Origin of the sequence: Arthrobacter sp. P2b, from assembly GCF_900168295.1 — a bacterium.
Classification (GTDB): Bacteria; Actinomycetota; Actinomycetes; order Actinomycetales; family Micrococcaceae; genus Arthrobacter.
In genome coordinates, this window is sequence record NZ_FVZL01000001.1 from 689,962 (window position 1) to 715,397 (window position 25,436).

Below are 25,436 nucleotides of genomic sequence, written 5' to 3' on the forward strand. Positions count from 1 at the left end.
ACCATGGTCCCTGGGTCCTGGTCCCTTAGACCCGGAGCAGTTGTCAGGCCTGGAAGAGCCGCCTCACCACCTGCCCCGCAGCGAGTGCGTCAAGGCCTTCGTTAATCTGGTCAAGCGGCCGGGTGTCGGTGTGCAGCAGTTCAACGGGAAGCCTGCCCTCCCGCCAGTAGCCAAGGTAGAGGGGGATGTCCCGGCCCGGGACGGCGTCCCCCATGTACGAGCCCAGCAGCCGTTTGCCCGCACCAGCGAACTGGAGCGCCGGCACCGTCAGTTCCGCCGTGGGATGCGGCAGCCCTACGGAGACTACGGAGCCACCGCGCGTTACGTGCTCCAGGCACGAGGCGATGACCCGGGCAGACCCCACAGCTTCGACGGCGGTGTCCACACCGTCACCGGAGGCATCGGCAATCAGGCGGGAAGCGTCATCCGGGGTCCCTACGGCCGTTGCCCCGCACTTCAGCGCGAGCCCGTGCTTGGCGGCGTTGGGATCGATGGCGATCACGGAGGAGGCACCGGCGAGCGCCGCGGCCATAACGGCCGAGAGCCCCACGGCACCGAGCCCGAAGACAGCTACGGACTGGCCGGGCTGGACGGCCGCTGTGTTGAGGACGGCCCCCATTCCGGTGAGCACGGCGCAACCGAACATTGCGGCAACGGTGTCCGGGACGTCGTCGTCGATAACCACTACTGATTCACGGGCCACCACGGCGTAATTGGCGAATGCCGAAACCCCCAGATGGTGGTTGATGCGCTTCCCGGCAGGTGTCCGCAGCAGGGCTTCGCCATGGAGGAGGTCCCCCGACCCGTTGACGTCGGCGGCGCGGTGGCAGAGCGCCGGGCGGCCTGCCCGGCAGGCACGGCAGCCACCACAGCTCGGGACGAAGACGAGGACTACGTGGTCCCCCGGGGAAACATCGGTGACGCCGTGCCCCACGGCAGCGACCCGTCCTACAGCCTCGTGCCCCAGCGCCATCGGGAGCGGCCTGACGCGGGAACCGTCCACCACGGAGAGGTCAGAGTGGCACAGGCTCGAATAGGTGATGTGGATGCCTAACTCGCCGGCGCGGGGTTCGGGCCGGTCGAGCTCCTCCACCTGAAGCGGGTGCGCTTCGGTGTAGCTGGTTCCGGACGGGACCGTGGAGTAAAGAACGGCTGCTTTCATGGAGAATCCTGACTTCCTCGAGGTGCTGACGCGCAACTGCCCGGGCCTGCGTGGTGGCGGGTCCGGGCAGCTGGCATGCTGTGTGGCTTTTGTGGTGGCGTTGCCTATTTCTTGCCGGATGCGAGAAGGTCGGCCGTGCCCTGGGCATCGGCTGCGTCCACATCGCGGAGCGAAATGCCCCGGGTTTCCTTGAGGAAGAACACGGAGATTGCCGTCACGATGCAGGTTCCCAGCAGGTACAGCGCCACCGGAGTGGAGGACTTGAAGCTGCTCAGCAGCGATGTGGCGATGATCGGGGCCAGTGAACCGGCCACGATGGAGGTCACCTGGTAACCCAGGGAAACGCCTGAGTACCGCATGCGGGTGGGGAACATCTCGGCCATGATGGACGGCTGGCCCGCGTACATCAGCGCGTGGAACAGCAGGCCGATGGTGATGGCGGCCAGAATGACGATGTCATTGGCAGTGTCCATCATGGGGAAGGCGAAGAAGCCCCAGGTGCCGCCGAGGATGGCGCCGGCCATGTAGACCGGGCGCCGGCCGAACGCATCGGACATTTTGCCGACGAGCGGCACGGCGCAGAAGTGGATGAAGTGCGCCACGAGCAGAAGCAGGAGGATGCGGGAGGTGTCAGTCTGGACCACAACCTTGAGGTACGTGATGGAGAAGGTCACCACCAGGTAGTACAGGATGTTCTCGGCGAAACGCAGACCCATGGCGGTAAATACACCACGCGGGTAGCGGCGGAAGACTTCGGCAACGCCGTAGCCCTTCTTCTCCACGGTGACTTCCTTGCGGGCCTCGAGAAAGATCGGCGCGTCCTGGACCTTGGTGCGGATGTAGTAACCGACGATCACGATGACGGCAGAGAGCCAGAAGGCGACGCGCCAGCCCCAGCCCAGGAATGCTTCCTGGGACAGCGTGGCCGAAAGGGTGAACAGCACGCCGGTGGCCAGCAGGTTGCCCATTGGTACTGCTGACTGCGGCCAGCTGGACCAGAAACCGCGGGACTTGCTGGGGCTGTGCTCTGCGACCAGCAGGACGGCGCCGCCCCACTCGCCGCCGACGGCGAAGCCCTGCACGAAGCGCAGGAACACCAGGAGGGCCGGAGCCCAGTAACCGATCTGGGCGAACGTGGGCAGGCATCCCATGAGGAAGGTGGCCACGCCTACCAGGATGATGCTCAGCTGCAGCAGCTGCTTGCGGCCGAATTTGTCACCGAAGTGGCCAAAGACGATGCCGCCGATGGGGCGCGCCACGAAGCCTACGGCGTAGGTGACGAAGGCGGCGATGATGCCATCCAGTTCGGTCCCTGAATTGGGGAAGAACATTTTGCCGAACACCAGGGTGGCGGCGGAGGCATAGAGGAAGAACTCGTACCACTCCACAACGGTGCCGGCCATGGAGGCCGTGACGACTTTCTTCAGGCCGGAGGCCTTGACGTCGGTTTCCTCAGTCCGCCGTGCGGCGGAGCTTTCCGTGCTCATCTGTTACTCCTTCGGCGTCGTCGTCGACACCACTGGGACGTATTGGGGCGGATACGTGTGATTTTGGCCACGAACCGCCGGGTCCCATTGAGTATGGTCCGCCTGTCAGCCCAGCTCAACGGCGAATCTCGCAGAGCACATCTGCATAAACGCACATCCGGGCAGAGGAGGGAGTGGTGCTACGCGGAAAGATGCCTCTGGAGCTGCGGTCCCAGCTGGCCGATTTCGGTCAGGAACCCGTCGTGGCCAATGGGCGCCTCGATCAGGTGGACGTCCACATCCTCCGGAAGCGCCCGGGCCAGCTCACGTGACTGGGACGGGAAGTACAGGCGGTCGGAGTCCACGGCGGCAACAAAGAAGCGGGCTTGGCTGGCGGCCAGTGTTTCGGCCAGCGTGCCGCGCCCCCGGCACACGTCATGGCTCATCAGAGCCTCGGTGATGGCGATGTAGCTGTTGGCGTCAAACCGCTGCACCAGCTTGTTGCCCTGGTGGTCAAGGTAGCTCTCCACCTGGTAGCGTCCGCGTTCCGCCAGGCACTCACCCTGCAAGGGCGATTCGGGAGCCTGCGGGGCACGGCCGAACCTGCCTTCCAGCTCGGCGGCTGAGCGGTAGGTGATGTGTGCGATGCGCCGTGCCAGTGCCAGTCCGGCCTCGGGGAAAGGGCCGCCGTAATAATCGCCGCCGTTGAAGTTGGGGTCCTGCCGGATGGCGAGGGTCTGCGCCTGGGCGAAGGCGATCTGTTCGGCGGTGCTGGCGGCCCCTACGGCGATGACCGCGCATCGCTGCACGCGCTCCGGGTAGGTGACAGCCCATTCGAGTGCGCGGGCGCCGCCCATCGAACCGCCCAGGACGGCAAACCAGCTGGAGATGCCGAGCTGGTCAGCCAGCCGGGCCTCCGCCACTGTACTGTCCCGCAGGGTGACCAGGGGAAAGCGGGAGCCCCATGGGTTGCCGTCGGGGGCAGGCGAGGACGGGCCGGTGGATCCGTAGCAGCCGCCCACGATGTTGATGGAGACAACGAAGAAACGGTCTGTATCCACGGGTGCACCGGGTCCGGCCAGCTGTTCCCACCAGCCCGGTTCGTCGGTGTCGCCCCGGGTCACGTGGGTACTGCCGGTGAGGGCATGTTCGATCAGGATGGCGTTGCTGCCGTCTTCGTTGAGGGTGCCCCAGGTTTCGTAGGCGAGCGTCACCTCGGGAAGATAGCCGCCCGCCTCAAGTTCCAGGCCTCCAATGGAGGCGTAGCGGACAATCCCGTGTTCGGGAACGGTGGTACGGGTGACGGTAACCGTCATGGCAAGACCTCTTCTACGCGCTTGCCCGCCGTCGAATGACCGGCAGGCCAGGTCTTCACCCGGGGCACCCCACCGCGGAAGGAGGGTTGCCGGCCAGCAAGCCGGGGCTGTCACTGGCACTCATGACCTGGTTCGAGTGTACGAAACACCACCCGTCCCAAGCCAAGAGTGTGACTGGTTGTGACTTCCCCGGCCCGGGCGCGCCCGCCCTGGCTGCCTGTTTGCTGGTGCCCTGCAGCTGCCTGCCGCTTGCCTGCCTACGTGCCGGCCGCCGTCGCGCCTTAATCTGGTCAGGCGCCCGACGCCGCCTTTGCTGCCCGGAAGCCGGCCTCGAGGTCGGCCAGGATGTCGTCGATGTGCTCAATGCCCACCGACAGGCGGACCAGCCCGGGGGTCACGCCGGCCACGGCCTGCTGCTCCGGGGAGAGCTGGCTGTGGGTGGTGGACGCCGGGTGGATGACCAGGGACCTGACGTCCCCGATGTTGGCTACGTGCGAGTGCAGCTCCAGGGCATCCACGAACCGCTTGCCGGCCTCGGCACCCCCGGCCAGGTTGAAGGACACAATGGCACCGGTGCCCTTGGGTCCGTACTTGCGGCCGCGCTCGTACCAGGGGCTCGAGGGCAGGCCCGCGTAGGCGACGGATTCGACGTCGTCACGCGCTTCCAGCCAGCGGGCAACCTCCGCGGCGTTGGCCACGTGGCGTTCCACGCGAAGACTCAGCGTCTCCAGGCCCTGGGAGATCAGGAAGGCGTTGAACGGCGAAACAGCAGAGCCCAGGTCCCGCAGGAGCTGGACGCGTGCCTTAAGGATGTAGGACAGGTTGGCACCCAGGGCGCCGCCCTCCCCGAGGTCACGGCCGTAGACCAGCCCGTTGTAGGTGGGGTCCGGGGTGTTGAAGCCGGGGAACCGCTCCGGGTCCTTGCTGAAGTCGAACTTGCCCGAGTCCACGATGACGCCGGCGATGGCCGCACCGTGGCCACCCAGGTACTTCGTGGCCGAATGGACCACGATATCCGCGCCCCACTCGAGCGGACGGATCAGGTACGGCGTGGACAGCGTGTTGTCCACGATCAACGGCACACCTGCCTCGTGGGCGGCCTGGGAGACGCCTTCGATGTCCAGGACATCCTGCCGCGGATTGGACACCACCTCGGCAAAGAAAAGCTTGGTGTTCGGCTGCACGGCGGCGCGCCACTGGTCCAGGTTGTCCGGATCCGCCACGAACGTGACGCTGATGCCGAACTTCTTCAGGGTGTGGGCGAAGAGGTTGTAAGTTCCGCCGTAAAGGCTGGGGCTCGCGACAATATGGTCGCCGGCCTCGGCAATGTTCAGGACAGCGAAGGTGTCGGCTGCCTGTCCGGAGCTGAGCAGCAAGGCTGCCAGGCCGCCTTCGAGGCTGGCAATCCGTTGCTCCACCGCGTCCTGGGTCGGGTTGCCGATGCGCGTGTAGATGGGCGCCAGTTCCGCCAGCGCAAACCGGTTCGCGGCGCTCTCCGCGCTGGGGAACACAAAGGACGTGGTTTGGTAAATGGGCAGCGCACGGGCGCCGGTGGCGCTGTCCGGTTCCTGTCCGGCGTGGATCTGGCGGGTTTCGAAGGACCATCCGTTGGACATTCAAGGCTCCTTTGACATGGGCCCGGGGCGGGCTGGGAGCACCACGGGCCGCGCTTGCCATCCGGCCGTTGCCGGACAGCCAGGTCCTCACCCGGGGCACCCCACCGCGGATGGAGGGTTGCCGGCCAGCGAGCCGGGGCTTGGCGCTGGCGCTCATGACCTGAGCTCAGTGTAGGAACATTGCCGGCTGGCCGGACAGCATTGTGACGAACATAGTCCTGCAGGTTTCACCGCCTGAAGGCGACCCGTGAAGGGGTTGACCTCGGAAAATCCCAGTAAGGCAACCCTTAGCTGAGAGCCCGATCACAAAGTGCCAAGATGTTGGCATGCGCATGGATCACGTCTCTTACGCCTGTGAACACGATGGCCTCGCGGCCACTACCGAACGTATTTCCTCTGCCCTCGGCGTCGAGGCAGTGAAAGGCGGGGTACACCCCCGGTTCGGAACCCGGAATATGATCATCCCGCTCGCGGGACACAAATACCTCGAAGTGGTGGAGGTCCTGGACCACCCCGCATCCGACAAGGCACCCTTCGGGCAGGCAGTACGTGCCCGCTCGGCGGCCGGCGGCGGATGGATGGGCTGGTGCGTCGAAGTGGACGACCTCGCCCCCTTCGAAGAACGCCTCGGACGCTCCGCCGTGAACGGCAACCGGAAATTCCCGGACGGCCGTGAACTGGTGTGGAAGCAGATCGGCATCCTGGGGCTCATTGCCGACCCCCAGGTTCCGTACATGCTCAAGTGGGAGGGCGACCCCTCCCTGCACCCGTCCAACGCCTACGACAGCAACGTCAAGATGAGCTGCCTCACCATTGCCGGTTCGGCTGCCCGGGTCACCGAGTGGCTGGGCGAACCGGTGGAGAAGCCGCTGGAAGACGTGGCCGTGGAGTGGGTGGCGCCGCACGGGACGCCGGGCATTCTGTCAGTTACGTTCGAAACCGCCAGCGGAGCCGTCACAATCTGACCTCCTGCTGCGTGGTCCGGTGCTGCCGGATCACGCAGGGGCACCCCTGTGGGTTCCCTGTCCGACCATCTTCGGCCGCCATCAGCATGTGACAACGAAGTCACCTGCCGATGGCGGCCGAATCCATTTCCTGGCGTGCCCGGTCTTGGCTTGCCGGTTCCTGACATGGGCAGTTACTGGCCCGCCCGGACATTGGACTGGAGTGGGTGCCAGGCTTTTCATGCCGACCTCCCAGTGGTCCACATGGATTGTCAGACCCCCCTGTCATAGTTTTCCTATGGCAAGCAGGGCGGCATTGGAAGCGTTGGAGGTCCTTGAGGCGTCCCTTGCTGAGCTGGGTGCTGTGCTGCGTGGGACCGGTGAGGGTTTTGATCCGTTGCGGGAGCAGGCTGATCGGAGCCTGGACGGGCTCGCCGGGGTCGCCCGGCTTGAGGCCGGGACAGCTGCGTTGAAGGTGCATCTGACTGCAGGGTATGCAGAAGCTGCCAAGGCTGTGGCGTCACGGGCCACGGTGCCGTCCGGGGCGATGGCGCAGGAAGCGTCGATGGTCGCAGAGGTCGCCGGTGTGCTAACCATTGGTGCGCGGGCTGCCGGTGTGCTGCTGAACGAGTCGCAGGTGCTGGCCAATGTTTTGCCGTTGACCCTGGCGGGGTTGCAGGACGGGAGCCTGTCGTGGGCGCACGCGAAGGCGATGGTGGAGGAAACCGCCACCCTGGATCGGGCCGGGGCCGCGGCGTTGGAGGCGCATTTCCTGGGCCCGGATGCACCCAATCCGGCTACCGCGCCGGCGCCGGGTGAGTTGCCTGCCGCACCGGTTCCGGCACAAGGCCCGGACCTGGCGGGAACGCCACCACCCCGAATCCCTCGAAAAACGCCACGCCAGGAGTGTCGCGGAGCGGCGGGTGGAACACCGTCCGGACATGGACGGGATGGCCTGGTTCCACGCCTACCTGCCGGCCGATACCGCGTCGGCGATGTGGAACCGCACCACCGCCCTGGCCCGGGGCCTGCAGGGCCCGGACGAGTTCCGGACCCTGCCCCAGCTCTGCGCCGACATCTTCGCCGACGCCGTCCTCAGCAACGGCCAGGACAGGCAGAACGGGCAGCGCCCCGGCGGTGCGGTGGCGGAGGTCCGCACTCCGCACGCGGAGGTTCTGGTTACGGTGCCGGTGTTCTCGCTCATGGGGTTGACGGATGAACCGGCGATGCTTGACGGCTACGGCCCCATCCCGGCGTCGATGGCCCGGAAGTTGGTCGCGGACGGGGCTGGCTCGTTTTACCGGGTGCTGGTGGATCCGCGGGACGGGGCGCCGTTGGAGATCGGGCGCACCAGTTACCGGGTCACCAAGGCCATCCGGCGGTGGCTGCGCTTGAGGGACGGGAAGTGCCCGTTCCCGGGCTGCAGCAACAACTCGTTGGACAACGAGGCGGACCATTTGTTGGCGTGGCATCACGGCGGGACCACCGGGGTCAGCAATCTGGGTCAGCCCTGCCGCAAACACCACCGCCTCAGGCACACCAGCGGCTGGACACCCACCCCGGCCACGAAACACGAACCACCCGGCTGGATCTCACCCTCAGGCCGTCGCTATAAGAGCGAACACCAGGACTGGGAACCACCATACTGGCCGGAACAACTCAGGCGCGAGCTGCATCGGAAGCGGAAACGGAGACAACTTTCGCAGCGGAAGCGAAACGTGCACCGGCCGCTGTCACTGACCAACCGTGCTCCCTACGGCTACCCGGACCTTTGCTACAAAGGGCTGTCCCCGGGTGAGGAAGGCCTGTTGCGTGTCCTGCACGGGACCGGAAACTGAGCAACGGCCCGCTTGTGCCCCGCCCGTCGTCGTGCCCGCCTAGCCCAGGCCCATGGACCTTCCAAAGAGGCTGAAGCCGACAAAAGCGACGATGTCCAGCAACGCATGCGCAATGACCAGGGGCATGACGCGCTTGGTCCGGGTGTAGAGCCACGCGAAGACAATACCCATGACCACATTGCCGATGAACGGCCCGAAACCCTGGTACAGGTGGTAGCTTCCACGCAGGAGGGCGCTGGCGGCAATGGACAGCGGCACGCTCCAGCCAAACTTGCCGAAGCGGTTCAGCAGGTAGCCCACCACGATGACTTCCTCCACCACGGCATGCCGGATGGCGGACAGGATCAGGACCGGCACTGTCCACCAGTAGGCATCCAGCGCGCTGGGAATGATCGCGGTGGTTATCCCCAGTGCCCGGCCCGCGGCGTAGAGGCCGAGCGACGGGATGCCGATCAGGGCCGCCAACCCCACCCCCTGCATCATGTCCATTCCCGGCCGTGCAAAATTGAAGCCCAGTTTCCGGAAGGCTGAGCTCTGATTGCCAACATCTCCGGAGGCCGCCTGCCGCTGGTCTGTAAGGAAGTAGATCACCAGCAGCACCGGAACCAGCGCGAAAATGATGTCCAGCAACTGGTAGGTCAGGTCAAAATACTCGCGGGCACTCTGGGAGCGGTTCAGCGTTGATGTGCCCTCGGCCAGCGGCGCACGGGTCATCTTGTCCAGGAGCTGCACCACGGAGTACACGGCGGACTGGCCAAGGGAGAGGCCCAGCACAATCCAGACTTCGAACTTCAGGCGGCGGCGGGAGGGAACCAACATGTACCCATCTTGCCTGCAGTTGCTGGATCAAGCCTGACCGCGATCCATGCGTGGCGCCGGCGGTATTCAGAGGGCGGTATGCAGTGCGGCGTATCCAGGCCGGGGATATCCAGGCCGGGGATATTCAGGCCTGCCGTATTGAGCCGGGAGTTCAGCTGGGCGCGACGATCACTTCGGTGCCGTTGGCCTCGAAGGCCGCCTTGTCCCGCGCCGAAATCCCGGCATCCGTAATCAGCCGGGTGAAGTTGTACCCGTCCATGGTGGCAAAGGCCCGGACGCCCACCTTGGAAGAATCAGCCAGGACATAGGACACCCGGGCCCGGCTCGCGAGCAGCGCGTTGACCGAGGCCTCCCCCTCGCCGGTGTTCGTGGGCCCCACTTCCGGGTCGATGCCGTTGACCCCGATGAAGGCGATGTCCAGCACTACCTTCTGCATGATGATGTCCGTGTAGGGGCCCACCAGCTCGTAGGACCGGGGGTTGAGGATGCCGCCGGTCACCATGACCTTGATGTTGGGCCGCACCGCCAGCTGCCCGGCGATGTTAATGGCGTTCGTGACCACCGTCAGCGTGGGCTGGTTGGAGGGGGCGTTGAGGTCTTCGCGGGTGGCGAGGATCTGGGCCAGCGCGGTGCTGGTGGTGCCGCCACAGAGACCGATCACGGCGCCGGGCCTGATCAGCGCGGACGCCGCCTGTGCAATCTGTTCCTTGGCTTCGGCGTGGTCGTCCCGGTTGTAGCGGCCGGGAAGGTCGTACGCCAGGGCACCGGTGGTGGCTCCGCCCCGGGTCCTGGTAAGGAGCCGGCGCTTGGCCAGGCTGTCCAGGTCCCGCCGTGCGGTGGCCGGTGATACGCCCAGGGTGCTGACGATTTCATCGACCTCCACCTGGCCCGATTTGGCCAGCAGGTCAAGGATGGCGGTCAGCCGGTCAGTGCGGGTCATGCAGGGCCTCTCGGTACTCCGGCCATCGCTTCGATGACGCTTTCTGATCATAACAGAAGCGAAACGATCACCTTACGTCACAAAGGTGGCAGGGATCTACCGGGCCCGGTCTCCGGCCCGCCACACAGCGTACGTCAACGGCATGCCCGGCCGGTAAGCGAGGTGCGTGGCCGAAGGCGCGTTAAGCATGTGAAGGTCCGCCCGGTGCCCGACGGCGATGGAACCGAGGGCGCGTTCGCCGTCGGCGTCGTTTCCGGTGTCCTTGTGCAACGCCAGGGCGCCGCCGTAGGTGGCGGCCCGGACTGCCTCGTGCACACTGAGGCGCATCTGGAGCACGGCAGTAGCGACGCAGAACGCCATCGAGCTGGTGTAGGAGGTGCCGGGATTGCAGTTGGAGGCGAGCGCCACCTGCACGCCGGCGTCCAGGAGCGCGCGGGCGGGTGCCAACGGCTGCCGGGTGGAAAGGTCGCACGCCGGCAGGCACGTGGCCACGGTCCCCCGCGAACCCTCGCCGTTCGACGCATTCCAGCCGGACCAGGTGCCGGCCAGGGCTTCCACGTCCCGGCCTGCCAGGTAATTCACATGGTCCACGCTGGCTGCGCCGAGTTCCACGGCCAGCTGCACACCGGGGCCCTCGCCGAGCTGGTTGCCGTGCACCCGTATCCCCAGGCCGGCGTCGCGGCAGGCCAGCAGGACCCGGCGTGACTGCTCAGCTGTGAAGGCGCCTTCCTCGCAGAAAACATCAGCCCACTGAACGTAGGGACGGACCGCAGCCAGCATGGGACCGCACACCAGGTCGGTGTACGCCTCCGGATCCTGGCCCGCCGGAACCAGATGGGCGCCCAGATACGTCACCTGGTCTGCAACGGTGGACGCGATGCGGGCACTGCGGGCCTCATGGTCAGTGTCCAGGCCGTAACCGGTTTTCGTCTCCAGGTAGGTGGTTCCTTGTGAGACGGCTTCCGCCACCCGGCCGAGCGCCAGGCGCGTGAGGTCGAAGTCCGAGGTGGCGCGGGTGGCGTTCATGGTGACGGCGATGCCGCCGGCCGCGTACTGCTCCCCCGCCATGCGTGCCTCGAACTCGGCCGTCCGGTCGCCGGCGAACAGCAGATGGGTATGGGAGTCCACCCACCCCGGGAGGACCGCCCGGCCGGCGGCATCCATGGCCTCGTCCGCGGCAGGGGCATCGGCAGCAGCGCCGATCCAGGCGATGCGCTCCCCCTCAACCACTACCGCCGCGTCTTTCAGGACCCGGTGTTCGAGGTCCTGGGTCATCAGCTCGGCAATGTTGGTGATCAGGATGCTCATTGAACCATTCTTCAGCGCCGGATGGACCAGCGGGTGGCTGCCAACGCCTCCGCTGTCCGGGATTCCGGACGCTCGCCGCCGGCCTCACCCCGGCCCTGCTGCCCGGCCACAATCTGTTCAGCAGCCAGTTCCGCCATGGCGGATGAGGTCTGGAACCCGTAGCCGCCCTGTCCCGCGAGCCAGTAGAAGCCGGGCGCTTCGGCGTCGAATCCCGCCACCGGGACGCCGTCGGCAGCCTCGGTCCTGAGTCCCGTCCAGGCCCTGCGCACCGCCGTGATCCCGAGCGTGGTGATAGCGTTCAGCCGTTCCACCAGATGCTCCACGTCGCCCGCGCGGGGCCAGGCGTCCTCCGGCCCGCTGGGCACGGTCTCCGACGGTGAGATGAGCACGTCGTTGCCTTCCCGGCGGAAGTAGAAGGTGTTGTCCGCCGCTGCAACCATGGGGCTGTGCTCCGGCAGGGGGTGCCCGACGGCGGCAATCGCCGCAGTGCGCCGGTACGGCTGAAGGCCCAGCTTTTCCACGCCGCTGATGACGGCGAGTTCATCGGCCCAGGCACCGGCGGCGTTGACCAGGACGCCGGCCTGGAAGGCTTCGGTGCCCGCCCCCACCTGCCAGCCGGAACCCAGGCGCTGCGCTGAATGGACCCGTGCGCCGGTGATGATATCCACGCCGGCCGCTTCCGCCCGCTGCCGGTGGTCCGCCAGCAGCAGTGGAGCATTGCATCCGAAGGAGTGGGTGTCCAGGCCCGCCGCACTGAACGCGTCCGGGACCAGCGCCGGACAGAGCTCCAGCGCCTCGGCGTGCGTGATGGGCTGCATGGAGCCGCTGGCTTCCGCCGCCACATCCTCCTCGCCGCCGATCAGCATGAAGCTGCGGGGCGTGAGCACCGGTTCAGGCAGTTCGAAGTCCCTGGCGGCAATGAGCTCCAGGGTCCGGACCGTCAGTTCCCGGACCACCGGGGGTCCGTAGCTCGGGATGAGCTGCCGGGCGGAGCGGGAGGACGTGTGGTACGCGAGTTCCTGCTCCGCTTCCACCAGCGCCACGCTGCACCGGCCCGCCAATGCTGAAGCCAAGGACAGGCCGGCGATGCCGCCGCCGACAATCAGGACATCGTAATGTGCTGCCATGCGTCCATCCTTGCAGAGATGCAGAGTTACTGAGCTCCTTCTGGTTTCGACAGGCTCAACCACCGGAGGATAGGGAGCGAACCAAAGTGTTGCAGGGGGGTGTGGCGCGGGGTCAGTCTGCTGCTACCTCAGCCCGGCTGGCGACGAAGGCAGCCACGCAGGCCTCGACGTCGTCCGCGGAGTGTGCGGCCGAAAGCTGCACCCTGATCCGCGCGGCGCCGCGCGGAACCACGGGGAAGCTGAAGGCAGTGACAAAGACGCCGTGCTGCAGCATCCGGTCGGCAACCTTGGCCGCCAGGACAGCGTCGCCGAACATCACCGGGACAATGGCGTGTTCGCCGGGCAGCAGGTCGAAGCCTTCCTCCGTCATCCGCTGACGGAACAGCGCGGCGTTGTCGAAAAGCTGCCGCCGCAGGTCCGCTGAGTTCTGGACCAGGTCCAGCGCCTTAATGGTGGCGGCAACAATGGCCGGGGCAAGAGAGTTGGAGAAGAGGTACGGCCTCGCCTTTTGCCGCAGCATGGCGACCACCTCGGCACGACCAGACACATAACCGCCGGATGCTCCGCCAAGGGCCTTGCCAAAGGTGCCGGTGTAGATGTCCACCCGGTGCGAAACACCGGCATGTTCGGGAGTTCCTGCGCCGGTGGCGCCCATAAAACCGACCGCGTGCGAGTCATCCACCATCACCAGCGCGTCATGCTTTTCGGCGAGATCGCAGATGGCTTCCAGCGGAGCCAGGTAACCGTCCATGGAGAACACGCCGTCGGTCACGATGATCCTGCGCCGGGCTCCCTTCGCCTCCACGAGCTTCGCTTCAAGGTCCACCATGTCCTGGTTGGCGTAGCGGAACCGCTGGGCCTTGCACAGCCGGATGCCGTCGATAATCGAAGCATGGTTGAGGGCGTCGGAGATGATGGCGTCCTCAGGACCGAACAGTGACTCGAAGACTCCCCCGTTGGCATCGAAGCAGCTGGAGAACAGGATGGTGTCCTCGGTGCCAAGGAAGCGGGAGACGCGCGCCTCGAGCTCCAGGTGCAGGTCCTGCGTGCCGCAGATGAAACGGACGCTGGCCATGCCGAAGCCCCGCTCATCCATCGCGGCCTTGGCCGTGGCGATGATGTCCGGGTGATCCGCCAGGCCAAGGTAGTTGTTGGCGCAGAAGTTCAGGACGGCTGCTCCGTCCGCGCCAATCCTTCCTGCCGTGATGTGGCTGGATTGCGGGGAGTTGATGCTGCGTTCTGTCTTGTAGAGTCCGGCGGTGCGGATGTCCTCCAGCTCGGTGCGCAGCTGGTCCTTGATCGAGGTGTACATGATGTTCCTTAGAGTCGGGTCCAGTCGAGGACAACTTTGCCGCCCGCGCCGCTGCGGGCAATGTCGAAGCCTTTCTCCCATTCGGCAGCGGGGAGCGTATCGGTGACCACGGCGGAGATGCCCGCGTGGAGCACGGGGTTGGAGGAGAGCATGGCGCTCATCGCGTACCAGGTTTCGAACATCTCCCGGCCGTAGATGCCCTTGAGCGTGAGCATGTGGGTGACCACTTTCCCCCAGTCAATGGTGATGTCCTGGCTGGGCAGGCCCAGCATGGCAATCCGGCCGCCATGGTTCATGTTGTCAATCATCTCGGGCAGGGCTGTGGGGTGGCCGGACATTTCCATGCCGATGTCGAAGCCCTCCCGCATGCCCAGTTCGCGCTGGGCGTCCCGGACCCGCGTGGTGGAGACGTCGATGGCGAGGTCTGCGCCCAGCTGCCGGGCCAGGTCCAGCCGCGGCCGGGAGACGTCGGTGATGGCAATTTTGCGTGCACCGGCATGGCGGGCGACGGCGATGGCCATCAGTCCGATGGGCCCGGCGCCGGTGATCAGCACGTCCTCGCCCACCAGCGGGAAGCTCAGTGCCGTGTGCACGGCGTTGCCGAAAGGATCGAAAATGGCCCCCAGCTCAGGGGTGACCGACGGATCGTGGTGGACCCAGACGTTGGTTTCCGGAATGACGACGTATTCGGCAAAGGCACCATCACGCTGCACGCCCACGCTGACCGTATGGATGCACATCTGGCGGCGGCCCGCGCGGCAGTTGCGGCAGATTCCGCACACCACGTGCCCTTCGCCGGATACCCGGTCCCCCACCTTGACGTCGCGGACGTCTTCGCCTGTTTCCACCACTTCGCCGTAGAACTCGTGGCCGGCGATCAGGGGCGCCTCGATGATCCCCTGCGCCCAGGAATCCCAGGACTGGATGTGGAGGTCGGTGCCGCAGATGCCCGTGGTCATAACGCGGATCTTCACGTCGGCAGGGCCGGCCTCCGGCTCCGGCCGGTCCACCAGCTCGAAGCCGGCCTGTGGGCCGGCCTTGTACAGAGCCTTCATTGGCTTCCTTACTCTTTGTCAGTCACTTCTTCGGCAGGTTGCTGCCCTCCTCATTACAACGGCGAAGAAGCTTTAGCACAACAGGGATATTCTCAATCGACGATGTAGCTTTTCCTAATGCATAAACTGGTGGAATGGAGATCCACCAGCTCGAAATCCTGCGCGAACTCGGCGCCCTGGGCAGCGTCAAGGCCGTTGCGGACACCCTCATGGTCACCCCGTCGGCCGTCTCCCAGCAACTGGCCCTGCTGCAGCGGACTGTGGACGTGCCCCTGACGCGGAAGGAGGGACGGAACCTGGTGCTGACCGAGGCGGGGCAGGTGCTTGCTGACGCCGGTGCCGCCGTCGTCAGTGCCATGGCCGACGCCAGGGGTGCGATCGGGACCTACCACGGGTCGGCGTCCGGCCGGGTAACCCTCAGCGGTTTCCACAGCGCCGGCCAGGCCGTGTTCGCGCCGCTGGCCAGGATCCTCGACGCCCCCGGGCAGCCGCGCGTGGAACTCTCCGACGAGGACGTGGCACAGCAGGACTTTCCCGCGCTGACGGCGCGCTACGACCTGGTCCTCGCGCACCGCATGGACCACAGCCCCCGCTGGCCCGCCGAACGGGTGACGGTGATTCCGCTCGCCCATGAGCCGCTGGACGTGGCGCTGCCCGCAGGGCACCGGCTGGCCCGCCAGGCCGCCGTAACAGCGGACGACGTCGGCCGCGAGGCCTGGGTGACCAGCCACGCCGGCTACTCCCCCGCCGATGTGCTGTCCGCCGTCGCCGCCGTGTCCAGCAGGGAACTGAACATCGTGCATCGCATCAACGACTACTCCACGGTGGCGGCACTTGTGGCTGCCGGGGGTGTGATCGGACTGCTGCCGCGGTACACGGCAGGCCCGGTGCTCAACCCGGACATTGTGCTCCGGCCCCTTGAGGGCATCAGCACCCGCCGTCGGATCGACCTGCTGGCCCGGCCGGAAAACCTGAAGCGCCGTTCCGTCATGATCGTGTGCGAGGCGCTGCAGGACATCATGGCGGGACTCGTGGACCGAGGCTGACCCAACTGGGTAGCAGTAACTGTCGTTCTGGGCGCCCATAACGACAGTTGGCGCTACCTACTTGGGCTGGTTTCCGTGCCCGTGGCCCCTGCCCAGCCCGTTGCCGTGGCCGTGGTCCTTTCCATGCCCCAGGCCGTGGCCGCGGCCCAGCCCGAGGCCCGGCACGTCCCCGGCGCCCTCGGCGATCCGGTCCGCCGTGGCCTGGTCCCCGTTCTTTACCCCGGAAATCCTGACCACTTCCCCGGCGGTGATGTCCGCGATGGTTCCGGCTGACTGCTTATGCCGCTTGCCGCCGTCGCCCGTTGCCCCCGGACTGCTTGTAGACCCAGGACTGCCTGTAGACCCGCCGTCAGCCGCAGGAGCCGGGACCTTGGTGATTTTCGTATCAGCGGTAACGGCGTACGTCCGGGTGTAGCCGTCCTCGCTCCTGACCGTGATGGAGGTGGCGCTCACCGCTTCCACGGTTCCGCGCTGCTCAAGAACCGTCTGGAAGGTGCCGTCCGCCCTTTTAACCACGCTTTCGCTGTGCTGCAGCTGGGGCCGCTGGGCCTTGTCCGGTTTGGCCGGCTTGTCCGGTTTGGCCGGCTTGTCCTGGCGGTTGTCCTGCCCGGGCGCCGACTGGGACGGTGAAGGCGTGGGTGAGTCGGCAGACCAAGCCAGGGCCGCGCCCGTTCCGGTCAGGGCAAGGGCCACAGCCCCCGCCAGGAGTGCCTTCCGGATCCCCGGCTGGTCCTGCTGTGGCATCGCGGCCCCCTTCGCATCGCTGGCCGGGGCCGCCATAGGCCGGCCCCGTGCGCTCCAGTGTAGGACCGTGACGGGCGCCTGAATACGCGTACTTTTCCGCGCGGCCACCTGAGTACTTAAAGCACAACCGGGCAGCAGTAGATGCCGTGATGAACGGCAAAAACTGCTGCCCGGCTGGGGCGGAAGGACCTAGACGGTGACGCCCAGCTTCTCCAGGATCAGCTCACGGACGCGGCCGGCGTCGGCCTGGCCGCGGGTGGCCTTCATGACCCCGCCCACGATGGCGCCGATGGCCTGCACCTTGCCGCCGCGGATCTTGTCCGCGACGTCGGGCTGCGCTGCCAGGGCGGCGTCAATGGCTTCGAGCAGGGGGCCGTCGTCGGACACGACGGCGAGGCCGCGCTTGTCGACGATCTCCGCCGGAGTGCCTTCGCCGGCGAGCACGCCGTCCAGCACCTCCGAGGCCATCTTGTTGTTGATCTTGCCCTCTTCCACCATGCGGGCGAGTTCCACGATGGTGGCGGGACGGACACCCAGCTGGCCGGGATCCACGTCGGCGTTCTTGGCGCGGCCCACGATCTCGCCCATCCACCACTTGCGGGCAACCGAAGCCGACGCACCGGCGGCGATGGTTTCCTCGATCTCGTCCATAACGCCGGCGTTCACCACGTCGCGGAATTCCAGGTCCGAGTAGCCCCAGTCGGCCTGCAGGCGCTTGCGGCGGGCAGCCGGCGGCTCGGGCAGCGTGGCCCGGAGTTCCTCAACCCATTCCCGGGACGGAACCACGGGAACCAGGTCAGGCTCCGGGAAGTAGCGGTAGTCGTCAGCGTCGGACTTGGCCCGGCCGGACGTGGTGGTCCGGGTGTCCTCGTGCCAGTGGCGGGTCTCCTGGACCACCGGCTCGCCGGAGTCCAGCACGGCGGCGTGCCGCTGGATCTCGTACCGGACGGCGTGCTCGACGGCGCGCAGCGAGTTCACGTTCTTGGTCTCTGACCGGATGCCGAACCTTTCGCGGCCGTGCGGGCGGAGCGAGACGTTGGCGTCGCAGCGCACGTTGCCGCGTTCCATCCGGGCGTCGGACACACCAAGGTTCTTCACGATTTCGCGGACCGCAGCCACGTAGGCCTTTGCCAGCTCCGGAGCACGGGAACCCGCTCCCTCGATGGGCTTGGTGACAATTTCCACCAGGGGCACGCCGGCGCGGTTGTAGTCCACCAGCGAAAAGTCCGCACCCTGGATGCGGCCCGTGGCCCCGCCCATGTGGGTCAGCTTTCCGGCGTCCTCCTCCATGTGCGCGCGTTCGATCTCAACGCGGAACACGGTGCCGTCGGACAGCTCAATGTCCAGGTAGCCGTCGTACGCGATGGGTTCGTCGTACTGGGAGGTCTGGAAGTTCTTGGGGGTGTCCGGGTAGAAGTAGTTCTTCCGGGCGAAGCGGCAGGACTCGGCGATCTTGCAGTTGAGCGCCAGTCCGATCTTGATGGAGGACTCGATCGCAGCCTTGTTCACCACGGGCAGGACGCCCGGCATGCCCAGGTCCACCTCGTTGACGTTGGTGTTGGGCTCGTCGCCGAAGACGTTGGGCGCGGAGGAGAACATCTTGGTCTTGGTGTTGAGCTCCACGTGGACCTCGAACCCCAGGACGGGATCGTACTTCTCCATGGCCTCTTCGAAGCTCAGGATTGCGTCAGTGTTCATTATTTTGCCTCCTTGGCTTCAACGAGCTCACCCAGCGCGGGCGCCTGCGCCAGCAGCGGGCCGCCCCACTTGGCCTCAAGCAGCGACTCCAGGACGGCGCCAACCCGGTACAGGCGGGCGTCCTCCCGGGCGGGGGCGAGCAGCTGGATGCCCACCGGCAGTCCGTCCTCGTCCGCAAGTCCTCCGGGCAGGGACAGCCCGGGCACACCGGCCAGGTTGGCCGGGATGGTGGCGACGTCGTTGAGGTACATCGCCAGCGGGTCGTCCAGCTTTTCGCCGAGGCGGAAGGCGGTGGTGGGCGCCGTGGGGGAAATCAGGACGTCGGCCACGGTGAAGGCGGCATCGAAGTCGCGCTGCACCAGGGTGCGGACCTTCTGCGCCGAACCGTAGTAGGCGTCGTAGTAGCCCGCGCTTAGGGCGTAGGTGCCCAGGATGATGCGCCGCTTCACTTCGTCGCCGAAGCCGGCGGCGCGGGTGGCACCCATCACGCGTTCAATGGTCATGGGACCGTCCTCGGGCAGGACGCGCAGGCCGTAGCGGACGCCGTCGAACTTGGCGAGGTTGGAGGACGCCTCGGACGGCATGATCAGGTAGTAGGCGCCCAGGGCGTACTGGAAGTTGGGGCAGGACACCTCAACGATTTCCGCGCCCGCTTCCCGCAGCAGTTCCAGGGAATCGTTGAAGCGGTTCTCGACGCCGGCCTGGTAGCCCTCGCCGTGCAGTTCCTTGATGATGCCGATCCGCATGCCCTCGACGCTGCCGGTCTTTGCGGCGGCCACGAGGTCCGCCAGCGGGTCCGGAAGGGAGGTGGAGTCGCGCGGATCGTGCCCGCCGATGACCTGGTGCAGGAGTGCCGAGTCCAGGACAGTCCGGGACACCGGGCCGATCTGGTCCAGTGAGGAGGCCATGGCGATGGCGCCGTAGCGGGACACGCTGCCGTAGGTCGGCTTCACGCCGACGGTTCCGGTGACTGCTCCGGGCTGGCGGATGGACCCGCCGGTATCCGTGCCGAGGGCAAGCGGGGCCTCGAAAGCGGCGACGGCGGCAGCGGACCCGCCGCCGGAGCCGCCCGGGATCCGGTCCAGGTCCCAGGGGTTGCGGGTGGGGCCGTAGGCCGAGTGCTCGGTGGAGGAGCCCATGGCGAACTCGTCCAGGTTGGTCTTGCCCAGGATGGGCATCTTCGCCGCGCGCAGGCGCTCCACCACGGTGGCGTCGTACGGGCTGTGCCAGCCCTCGAGGATCTTCGAGCCGGCCGTCGTGGGCTGGCCGACAGTGACGATGAGGTCCTTGACGGCGATGGGAACGCCGGCCAGGACGTGCAGCGCATCGGCTTCGGCACCGCCGGCGGCGCGGATGGCATCCACCTCGGCTGCGACGGCGAGCGCCTCTTCGGCGTTGACGTGCAGGAACGCGTTGACGCCCCGTTCACCGCCGTCCACCGCGGCGATCCGGTCCAGGTATGCCTGCGTGACCTCCACGGAGGTCACCTCGCCGGCGGCCAGCTTTTCCGCCAGCCGGGCGGCGGAGAGGCGGATGAGTTCGTTGTTGTCAGTCATGGTTATGCCTCATCCAGGATTGCCGGGACCTTGAAACGGTTGTCATCGGAATCCGGCGCACCGGAGAGTGCCTGTTCCGCGGTGAAGGTGTGCCCCACAACGTCCTCGCGGAACACATTGTTCAGCGGGATGGGGTGGGACGTGGCCGGGACGTCGTCACCGGCGGCCTGACTGACGGACTTGACCGAATCAACGATGACGGCGAGTTCTCCGGCCATCCTGTCCAGCTCTTGAGCACTCATCTCAATGTGAGCGAGCCGCGCGAGATGCGCAACGTCGTCACGGTTGATCGCAGCCATGGATCTCCCCTGCAAAGTTTGAATTGATTTCCGATCCATTCTAGTGGGGAAACGATGATGCCCGTCTGACGACCCCCAGCGGGCGTCAGACGGGCACCTTCCTACCGGGCCCCCACCCCTCAGGGCAGCACCGCGGCAGCTACAGACTAACCGATTCCAATGGCTCCGGTCAGCACGCCGATTCCCAGCATGACCAGGGACACCACCGCGCTGCGCCACAGCACTTTCTTGTGGTGGTCGCCGAGGTCCACCTTGGCCAGTGATACGAGGAGCAGGATGGCGGGAACCAACGGGCTCTGCATGTGGAACGGCTGGCCGGTGATGGAGGCGCGGGCCATCTCGGCTGCGCTGATCCCGTAATGGCCGGCGGTCTCGCTCAGGACGGGGAGCACGCCGAAGTAGAAGGCGTCGTTGCTCATGAAGAACGTCATGGGGATGCTGAGGACGCCGGTAATGACGGCCATGAGCGGGCCCATGCTGGACGGGATGATCTGCACCAGCCACGCGGACATGGCCTCCACCATGCCGGTGCCGGTGAGCACGCCGGTCAGGACTGCGGCAGCCATGACCATGCTGACCACGGCAACAACTGACGGGGCATGGGCCACGATCTGCGCGGCCTGGTCCTTGACGTGGGGGAAGTTCACCAGCAGGGCGATGGCCGAGCCCACCATGAACACGTACGGCAGGGGCACGAGGTCGGCGATGAGCATGCCCATCACCGCGACCGTGAGGACCAGGTTGAACCAGAACAGCTTGGGGCGCAGGGTGCTGCGGTTGGGGTCCAGGGCGGTGTCCGCCATGGCGGTGTCGCTGTCATCCACGAGGTCTTCGGTGTGTTCCAGGACGGCAACGGAGGAACCGCCGACGGCGGGGGCTGCTCCGCCAGGGTTGGTTCCCTTGCGTCCGCGGCCGGTTCCTGAACCGCCCGCGGGGGTGCTGCCGTCGAACCCTTCAGCGGTGTCCGGCACGCCCCAGATCTCCGGCGCCGTGGCGCGGAGGCGGTTGCGCTCCTGCAGGCCAAGGAGCCAGGCGAAGGCGAGGACGACGGCGATGCCGCCGATCAGCGACGGGAGCATGGGAACGAAGACGTCGTTGACATCGATCTTCAGGGCGGTGGCGGCGCGGGCGGTGGGGCCGCCCCACGGAACGATGTTCATGGTGCCGTTGGCCAGGCCGGCCACACAGGTGAGGACCACGGGGCTCATCTTCAGGCGGAGGTAGATGGGCAGCATGGCCGCGGTGGTGAGGATGAAGGTGGTGGAGCCGTCACCGTCCAGGGACACTGCGGCAGCCAGCAGGGCGGTGCCCAGGACCACCTTGGCGGGGTCGTTGCCCAGCTTGCGGAGGATGAACCTCACCAGCGGGTCGAACAGCCCGACGTCGATCATCAGTCCGAAGTAGATGATGGCGAACATCAGCAGGGCTGCGGTGGAGGTCATGGACTTCATGGCGTCCATCACCATGTCGCCGATGCCAAGGCCGGCACCAGCGAAAAGTCCGAAAACGGTGGGGACGATGATCAACGCCAGCACTGGCGTCAACTTTTTCGTCATGATCAGCACCATGAATACCGCGATCATTGCGAATCCAAGTAATACCAGCACGGCCGGCTCCTTCTTTGTGAACAGCGGCACAGCGTTGTGACGCGTGCTACAGACTGTAGGGTGGCCGCCGTCACGGCAGTGCCTTTGGCTCAATTGATTGGCATACTGCTTATTGGGAGCATTTTGCGCATTGTGCTCACGCTTCTGCCCACGCCACTGCCGAACGCCCCGCCGCCGCCGGACACCCATCAAGGAGGATCATGCAGCGTTCCGCACCCCGCCCGCCGTTGCGGTTCTCCACCCAGACGCTCCTGCTGCAGGTGGCCGTGGTGCTCCTGGTGGTCCTGCTCAGCGCCGCGGTCCATGCCTGGCTCACCTATGACCGGGTGGGCAGCGAGGCCGAGAACCAGGCGCTGACCCTTGCCCGGACCGTTGCCTCGGACCCTTCCGTGCGCGAGGACGTGCTGGCCATCAGCAGACAGCCCGGGACTCCCCCGCCGGCCGAGCTGGCGGCCGGGCCCCTGATGCGGGAAGCCGAGGCCGCGAGGGTGCGGACGGGCGCCCTGTTCGTGGTGATTACCGACGAGACAGGTTTGCGGCTGGCGCACCCGGACCCGGAGCGGCTGGGCGAAAAGGTCAGCACGGATCCCACCGAAGCCCTGGCGGGCCGGGAGGTCACCACCCGGAACACGGGAACCCTCGGCCCGTCCGCGGGAGCGAAGGTGCCGGTGTACTCGCCGGACAGCACCGCCGTGGTGGGCGAGGTGAGCGTGGGCTATTCGATGGAAACCGTGGGCCAGAGCGTGGCCCGCGACATCGGGCCGGTGGCGGTGACGGCCGCCGGCGCCCTGCTGGCCGGCGTCCTGGGATCCTTCCTGCTGCGCCGCCGGCTGCAGCGGCTCACGCTGGGGCTCGAGCCTGAGGAGATCAGCATGCTGGTCCACGACCAGGTGGCGGTGCTGCAGGGCGTGGACGACGGCGTCATCGGCATTTCGGCCGACGGCCGGATCAGTGTCTTCAACGCAGCGGCGCAGCGCCTGCTGGATTTGCCTGACCTGGCGGGCACGCGCTGGGAGGACGCCCCGGTCCCGGACCAGCTGAAGTCCCTCACCAGGCCAGGTCCCGCCGGTACCGACGCCCTGGAGATCGTGGCCGGCGGCCGGGTGCTGGTGGCGAACGCCCGCAAGGCACTGCACCGGCGGGAGGACCTGGGCTGGGTGGTGATGCTGCGGGACCGCACCGAACTGCAGGAACTCACCCGGCAGCTGGACGCCGTGGGCACCATGTCAACCGCCCTGCGGGCCCAGCGGCACGAGTTCGCCAACCAGCTGCACACGCTCGCAGGGTTCATGAGCATCGGACAGCACCATCAGGCCCGCGAGTACCTTAGCCGGCTGGCTGCCACAGGGCCGCTGAAGTTTCCTGTCGAGCAGGCGGAACTGCTCCAGGACCCGTACCTGCAGGCCTTCGTGGGGGCCAAGGGCGTGGAAGCCGACGAGCGGGGCGTCGCCCTGCGGATCGGGCCCGAGACCCTGGTCCGCGGGCAGGTCACCGAGGCCCAGGACGTCACCACCGTGCTGGGCAACCTGATCGACAACGCGGTCAACGCCGCCGTCGCCGGCTCGGCGGAGGACCGCTGGGTTGAGCTTGAGGTGCTGGATGCGCCGGGCGACGACGGCGGCACCCTCCACGTGGTGGTCGCAGACTCGGGCGACGGGCTGGCTGAGGGGACGGACGCCGAGGCCGTCTTCGCCGAAGGCTTCACCACCGCAACGGGACCGCTATCCCGGAACGTGCGGGCCGGCGGCGGCCAGGGGTTCGGGCTTGCGCTGGCCCGCCAGCTGGCCCGGCGGCGCGGCGGCGACGTCACGGTGCTGGATCCGGGCAGCAGGGGCGGGCCGGGCGCAGTTTTTATGGCCACATTGCCGCACACCACGGCAGGAAGCCATACCGCAAAGATCCCGGGGGTAACTGGAAAGGATAACGATGGCTGAGGATTTTCGCGTCCTGATCGTGGACGACGACTTCCATGTGGCCAAGCTGCACGCCGCCTACGTGGACTCGGTGGCGGGTTTCCTGGCGCTCTCGCCGGTGGGCACCGCCTCCCTGGCCCTGCAGGCGATCCACAGCCTGCGGCCGGACCTGGTGCTGCTGGACGTGTACCTGCCGGACGCTTCGGGTCTGGACCTGCTGCAGCAGCTGGACGTGGACACCATCATCCTCAGCGCAGCGTCGGACGCGGCGTCCGTCCGGCTGGCCTTCCGCCGCGGCGCCCTGGGCTACCTGCTGAAGCCGTTCACGGCTGACGCCCTGTCGCAGCAGCTGCGGTCCTACGCCCGCTACCGCCGCCTCCTGGCGCAGCCCGGTGCACTGGACCAGGACTCCGTGGAGCGGGCCAAACGTTCGCTGATCCCGGGGGACGTCACGCCGTCGGCCAGGCCGCGCTCCGCGACCGAAGCCGCGGTGCTCGAATCGCTGGTTCCCGGCGAGCAGTACTCCGCGGCCGAGGTCGCGGGCCGGGTGGGCGTATCCAGGGCGACTGCGCAGCGGTACCTGTCCTCGCTCGCGGACGACGGCGCCGTGGACATCCAGCTGCGCTACGGGACAACGGGCAGGCCGGAGCACCGCTACGGCCTGCCCGCGACGTCCTGAGCCGCGCCTTGGTTAGTTGGCGCTCTTCTGGGCCACGAGCTCGATTTCGACGAGCATCTTCGGGTCCAGGAACGGCAGCACGTGTACCAGCGACAGGGTGGGGCGGATGTCACCGAAGACTTCCCCGTGGGCCCGGCCGGCTTCTTCCCATTTGCTGATGTCCGTCAGGTACAGCTTGGACTGCACCACGTCCTCCAGCCCGAATCCGGCGTCAGCCAGGACCTTGCCCAGCTTCTGCAGGATGTACTGGGTCTGGGTGTAGAAGTCCTCGCCCACGATGCCGTCCTCGCCGCTTGCTGCGGTGGCGGAAATGTAGAGCGTGTTGTCTACCTGGACGGCGCGGGAGTAGCCGAGGGTCTGTTCCCAGACGGAGCCGGTGCCGAAGGTTTTGCGCATGGTGGGCCTTTCAGAGCTGGAATGAGGTCGCCACCACTGTAGGGCTGCTACAGGTCCAGCCGGTAAACCAGCAGCTTTATGTCAGTTCCGGGTACGAACCAGTCCCGGTCCGGCACCCTGGCGAAGCCGGTTTTGTTGTACAGTCCGCGGGCGCTTTCCCAGGTGCTTCCGGTGGTCAGCGAAACGGCGTTGATGCCGTCCAATGCTTTGGCGTGGTCCACGATGGCCGCCATCATGGCCTTGCCGGCGCCGCTGCGTTGCACGGCCGGGTCCACCACCAGCATGCGGAATTCCAGCTCGTCGCCCAGTGCGATGTCCGCGTACGGCTCGCCCGCCAGGGCCAGGGTCACCGACCCCACCACGGCCCCGGCCCGCTCTGCCACCCAGACGGTGGCCTGGCCGGCGCGCTGTGCGACGTCCTGGACCTTGCGCATGTAGGGGTGCTCGGCGTCGTCGAAGTAGCCCGCCGCGAGGTAGGAATCACGCGTGATGCGGGCAACGGCGTCGAAATCGGATTCGACGGCGGGACGGACGGTTATCTGCGGATGCACCCATCAATGGTAGTGGCGGCCGCCGCCCAACCGGCCCCAAAGGG

At 66.9% G+C, this 25,436-nt stretch carries 21 protein-coding genes, 1 pseudogene and 2 riboswitches; of the genes and pseudogenes, 5 read left to right on the forward strand and 17 right to left on the reverse strand.

The annotated features are described in order from the left end of the window. Positions 1–43: 43 nt before the first annotated feature. The 4 genes from B5520_RS03150 to B5520_RS03165 all read right to left on the reverse strand — a co-directional run bounded on the left by B5520_RS03150 (position 44) and on the right by B5520_RS03165 (position 5,560). A complete protein-coding gene (locus B5520_RS03150; RefSeq protein WP_079595576.1) occupies positions 44–1,162 on the reverse strand; it encodes a zinc-binding dehydrogenase in 1,119 nt (372 codons plus the stop codon). A gap of 104 nt (positions 1,163–1,266) precedes the next feature. Beyond that, positions 1,267–2,649, reverse strand: a complete 1,383-nt coding sequence (locus B5520_RS03155) for an MFS transporter (RefSeq protein WP_079595577.1) — start codon at positions 2,647–2,649, stop codon at positions 1,267–1,269. Between the two features lie 179 nt (positions 2,650–2,828). Continuing rightward, positions 2,829–3,944, reverse strand: coding sequence for a homoserine O-acetyltransferase MetX (locus B5520_RS03160; RefSeq protein WP_079595578.1), 1,116 nt, complete (start codon positions 3,942–3,944; stop codon positions 2,829–2,831). A 12-nt stretch (positions 3,945–3,956) separates the two neighbouring features. Beyond that, a riboswitch (SAM riboswitch) is annotated at positions 3,957–4,072 on the reverse strand. A 162-nt stretch (positions 4,073–4,234) separates the two neighbouring features. Beyond that, entirely contained in the window at positions 4,235–5,560 is a 1,326-nt protein-coding gene (locus tag B5520_RS03165; protein ID WP_079595579.1) for a bifunctional o-acetylhomoserine/o-acetylserine sulfhydrylase, read from the reverse strand. A 45-nt stretch (positions 5,561–5,605) separates the two neighbouring features. Beyond that, positions 5,606–5,721: riboswitch (SAM riboswitch) on the reverse strand. Between the two features lie 165 nt (positions 5,722–5,886). Here B5520_RS03165 and B5520_RS03170 point away from each other — a divergent pair. Further along, positions 5,887–6,525: a VOC family protein gene (locus tag B5520_RS03170; protein WP_079595580.1), complete on the forward strand. Its 639-nt coding sequence runs from the start codon at positions 5,887–5,889 to the stop codon at positions 6,523–6,525. Positions 6,526–6,802: 277 nt separating this feature from the next. Continuing rightward, a pseudogene (locus B5520_RS03175) lies at positions 6,803–8,342 on the forward strand (DUF222 domain-containing protein). A 39-nt stretch (positions 8,343–8,381) separates the two neighbouring features. On the opposite strand, the gene B5520_RS03180 reads toward B5520_RS03175, so the two are convergent. The 6 genes from B5520_RS03180 to tdh form a co-directional block, all read right to left on the reverse strand. Further along, entirely contained in the window at positions 8,382–9,161 is a 780-nt protein-coding gene (locus tag B5520_RS03180; protein WP_079595581.1) for a CPBP family intramembrane glutamic endopeptidase, read from the reverse strand. Positions 9,162–9,312: 151 nt separating this feature from the next. After that, entirely contained in the window at positions 9,313–10,101 is a 789-nt protein-coding gene (locus tag B5520_RS03185) for a DeoR/GlpR family DNA-binding transcription regulator (RefSeq protein ID WP_079595582.1), read from the reverse strand. A gap of 96 nt (positions 10,102–10,197) precedes the next feature. After that, positions 10,198–11,409: an imidazolonepropionase gene (gene hutI, locus B5520_RS03190; protein WP_079595583.1), complete on the reverse strand. Its 1,212-nt coding sequence runs from the start codon at positions 11,407–11,409 to the stop codon at positions 10,198–10,200. 11 nt (positions 11,410–11,420) lie between these two features. Then, positions 11,421–12,536, reverse strand: coding sequence for an NAD(P)/FAD-dependent oxidoreductase (locus B5520_RS03195; RefSeq protein ID WP_079595584.1), 1,116 nt, complete (start codon positions 12,534–12,536; stop codon positions 11,421–11,423). 112 nt (positions 12,537–12,648) lie between these two features. Next, a complete protein-coding gene (locus B5520_RS03200) occupies positions 12,649–13,848 on the reverse strand; it encodes a glycine C-acetyltransferase (RefSeq protein ID WP_079595585.1) in 1,200 nt (399 codons plus the stop codon). An 8-nt stretch (positions 13,849–13,856) separates the two neighbouring features. Continuing rightward, positions 13,857–14,903: an L-threonine 3-dehydrogenase gene (gene tdh, locus B5520_RS03205; RefSeq protein ID WP_079595586.1), complete on the reverse strand. Its 1,047-nt coding sequence runs from the start codon at positions 14,901–14,903 to the stop codon at positions 13,857–13,859. 134 nt (positions 14,904–15,037) lie between these two features. Here tdh and B5520_RS03210 point away from each other — a divergent pair, with 134 nt between their 5' ends. Next, positions 15,038–15,949 (forward strand): LysR family transcriptional regulator, encoded by a 912-nt coding sequence (locus B5520_RS03210; RefSeq protein WP_079595587.1) that lies wholly within the window; start codon positions 15,038–15,040, stop codon positions 15,947–15,949. Between the two features lie 57 nt (positions 15,950–16,006). On the opposite strand, the gene B5520_RS03215 is transcribed toward B5520_RS03210, so the two are convergent. From B5520_RS03215 to B5520_RS03235, 5 genes are all read right to left on the reverse strand, one after another. Then, a complete protein-coding gene (locus tag B5520_RS03215; protein WP_176156743.1) occupies positions 16,007–16,693 on the reverse strand; it encodes a hypothetical protein in 687 nt (228 codons plus the stop codon). Between the two features lie 189 nt (positions 16,694–16,882). After that, on the reverse strand, positions 16,883–18,391 hold the full coding sequence (gatB, locus tag B5520_RS03220) for an Asp-tRNA(Asn)/Glu-tRNA(Gln) amidotransferase subunit GatB (protein WP_079595588.1): 1,509 nt from the start codon (positions 18,389–18,391) through the stop codon (positions 16,883–16,885). Continuing rightward, positions 18,391–19,947: an Asp-tRNA(Asn)/Glu-tRNA(Gln) amidotransferase subunit GatA gene (gatA, locus tag B5520_RS03225; RefSeq protein WP_079595589.1), complete on the reverse strand. Its 1,557-nt coding sequence runs from the start codon at positions 19,945–19,947 to the stop codon at positions 18,391–18,393. The genes gatB and gatA overlap by 1 nt, the downstream gene beginning before the upstream one ends. A gap of 2 nt (positions 19,948–19,949) precedes the next feature. Further along, the gene (gene gatC, locus B5520_RS03230) at positions 19,950–20,246 is read right to left on the reverse strand and encodes an Asp-tRNA(Asn)/Glu-tRNA(Gln) amidotransferase subunit GatC (RefSeq protein ID WP_079595590.1); all 297 of its coding nucleotides are present in this window, start codon (positions 20,244–20,246) and stop codon (positions 19,950–19,952) included. 146 nt (positions 20,247–20,392) lie between these two features. Then, entirely contained in the window at positions 20,393–21,853 is a 1,461-nt protein-coding gene (locus B5520_RS03235) for a CitMHS family transporter (protein WP_079595591.1), read from the reverse strand. 200 nt (positions 21,854–22,053) lie between these two features. Here B5520_RS03235 and B5520_RS03240 point away from each other — a divergent pair, with 200 nt between their 5' ends. After that, positions 22,054–23,787, forward strand: coding sequence for a sensor histidine kinase (locus B5520_RS03240; protein WP_079595592.1), 1,734 nt, complete (start codon positions 22,054–22,056; stop codon positions 23,785–23,787). Then, positions 23,780–24,445 carry a response regulator gene (locus tag B5520_RS03245; RefSeq protein WP_079595593.1) on the forward strand — a complete coding sequence of 222 codons (666 nt, stop codon included), beginning with the start codon at positions 23,780–23,782 and terminating at the stop codon, positions 24,443–24,445. The genes B5520_RS03240 and B5520_RS03245 overlap by 8 nt, the downstream gene beginning before the upstream one ends. Before the next feature lie 12 nt (positions 24,446–24,457). On the opposite strand, the gene B5520_RS03250 is transcribed toward B5520_RS03245, so the two are convergent. Beyond that, positions 24,458–24,841, reverse strand: coding sequence for a RidA family protein (locus B5520_RS03250; RefSeq protein ID WP_079595594.1), 384 nt, complete (start codon positions 24,839–24,841; stop codon positions 24,458–24,460). A 47-nt stretch (positions 24,842–24,888) separates the two neighbouring features. Next, positions 24,889–25,392, reverse strand: a complete 504-nt coding sequence (locus tag B5520_RS03255; RefSeq protein ID WP_079595595.1) for a GNAT family N-acetyltransferase — start codon at positions 25,390–25,392, stop codon at positions 24,889–24,891. Positions 25,393–25,436: the final 44 nt, after the last annotated feature.

Coding starts and splice junctions, on each gene's coding strand:
- B5520_RS03210 (WP_079595587.1), top strand. CDS start 15,038: ATGGAGATCCACCAGCTCGAAATCCTGCGCGAACTCGGCGCCCTGGGC.
- B5520_RS03195 (WP_079595584.1), bottom strand. CDS start 12,536: ATGGCAGCACATTACGATGTCCTGATTGTCGGCGGCGGCATCGCCGGC.
- B5520_RS03245 (WP_079595593.1), top strand. CDS start 23,780: ATGGCTGAGGATTTTCGCGTCCTGATCGTGGACGACGACTTCCATGTG.
- B5520_RS03250 (WP_079595594.1), bottom strand. CDS start 24,841: ATGCGCAAAACCTTCGGCACCGGCTCCGTCTGGGAACAGACCCTCGGC.
- B5520_RS03200 (WP_079595585.1), bottom strand. CDS start 13,848: ATGTACACCTCGATCAAGGACCAGCTGCGCACCGAGCTGGAGGACATC.
- hutI (WP_079595583.1), bottom strand. CDS start 11,409: ATGAGCATCCTGATCACCAACATTGCCGAGCTGATGACCCAGGACCTC.
- B5520_RS03185 (WP_079595582.1), bottom strand. CDS start 10,101: ATGACCCGCACTGACCGGCTGACCGCCATCCTTGACCTGCTGGCCAAA.
- B5520_RS03155 (WP_079595577.1), bottom strand. CDS start 2,649: ATGAGCACGGAAAGCTCCGCCGCACGGCGGACTGAGGAAACCGACGTC.
- gatA (WP_079595589.1), bottom strand. CDS start 19,947: ATGACTGACAACAACGAACTCATCCGCCTCTCCGCCGCCCGGCTGGCG.
- B5520_RS03240 (WP_079595592.1), top strand. CDS start 22,054: ATGCAGCGTTCCGCACCCCGCCCGCCGTTGCGGTTCTCCACCCAGACG.
- gatC (WP_079595590.1), bottom strand. CDS start 20,246: ATGGCTGCGATCAACCGTGACGACGTTGCGCATCTCGCGCGGCTCGCT.
- B5520_RS03215 (WP_176156743.1), bottom strand. CDS start 16,693: ATGCCACAGCAGGACCAGCCGGGGATCCGGAAGGCACTCCTGGCGGGG.
- B5520_RS03160 (WP_079595578.1), bottom strand. CDS start 3,944: ATGACGGTTACCGTCACCCGTACCACCGTTCCCGAACACGGGATTGTC.
- B5520_RS03180 (WP_079595581.1), bottom strand. CDS start 9,161: ATGTTGGTTCCCTCCCGCCGCCGCCTGAAGTTCGAAGTCTGGATTGTG.
- B5520_RS03170 (WP_079595580.1), top strand. CDS start 5,887: ATGCGCATGGATCACGTCTCTTACGCCTGTGAACACGATGGCCTCGCG.
- B5520_RS03165 (WP_079595579.1), bottom strand. CDS start 5,560: ATGTCCAACGGATGGTCCTTCGAAACCCGCCAGATCCACGCCGGACAG.
- B5520_RS03150 (WP_079595576.1), bottom strand. CDS start 1,162: ATGAAAGCAGCCGTTCTTTACTCCACGGTCCCGTCCGGAACCAGCTAC.
- gatB (WP_079595588.1), bottom strand. CDS start 18,391: ATGAACACTGACGCAATCCTGAGCTTCGAAGAGGCCATGGAGAAGTAC.
- tdh (WP_079595586.1), bottom strand. CDS start 14,903: ATGAAGGCTCTGTACAAGGCCGGCCCACAGGCCGGCTTCGAGCTGGTG.